We start from the raw sequence: 842 nt of genomic DNA on the forward strand, positions 1-842 counted from the left end.
GCGGCGTCTTGCAGCACCTTGTTTCCGGTTGCAGGCTTGGTGTAGCTCAGGGTTATCGCCTCGCCGCTGTCCACGTCGCGGCTCAGGTGCAGCGTGACGGTCCTGGCCAAGGCATTTACCGTGACGCTATTCACGGCGATGGCCAGGCCGCTGGCGCTGTTCACTGCAAAGGCCGTGGTGGGGGCTGTATTCGTCTCGTCCAGACCCAGGCTGCTGGCCTCGGTATAGCTCAGCGCCAGAAAGTGCCCGTTGACCACGGCGGCGCTGAGCACGGGGGCCGTGGTGTCGGCTGCGGAGTTATTCGTTACCGCCTGGTTCGTGAGGTTGGCCGCGTCGTTTCCTGCCGCGTCCTGCAGCACGTCGTTGCCGGTCGCGGGCCGGGTGTAGCTCAGGCTCACCGCCTCGACGCTGTCCACGGAACGACTCAGGAGCAGGGTCACGGTCTTGGCTGTCGCATCCACCATGACGCTATTGACGGCTATGGCCACGCCGCTGGCGCTGCTCACCGCATAGGCCGTTGCGGGGGCCGTATGCACCGCGTCCAGGCCCAGGCTGCTGGCCTCCGTGTAAGTCAACACCAGATTGCGCTCGCTGACCGTGGCGCTGCTGAGCACCGGGGCCGTGGTATCGGCTCCGGAGTTGTTCGTCACCGCCTGGCTTGTCAGACTGTCTGCGTCATTGCCTGCCACGTCTTGCAGCACGTTGCCGGTTGCGGGCCGGGTGTAGCTCATGCTCACCGCCTCGGTGCTGTCCACGTCACGGCTCAGGTGCAGCGTGACGGTCTTGGCCGTGGCGCCTACCGTGACGCTCTCGACGGTGATGGCGACACCGCTGGCGCTGCT

The 842-nt window shown here is 66.0% G+C and carries 1 protein-coding gene; it reads right to left on the reverse strand.

What is annotated here, in order from left to right; translation table 11 throughout:
• Positions 1-842, reverse strand: an 842-nt coding sequence (locus VTU_RS29660) for a SwmB domain-containing protein (protein ID WP_010109124.1), incomplete at both ends; no start/stop codon positions are given.

This window comes from Verminephrobacter aporrectodeae subsp. tuberculatae At4, from assembly GCF_000193225.1.
Classification (GTDB): Bacteria; Pseudomonadota; Gammaproteobacteria; order Burkholderiales; family Burkholderiaceae_C; genus Acidovorax; species Acidovorax aporrectodeae.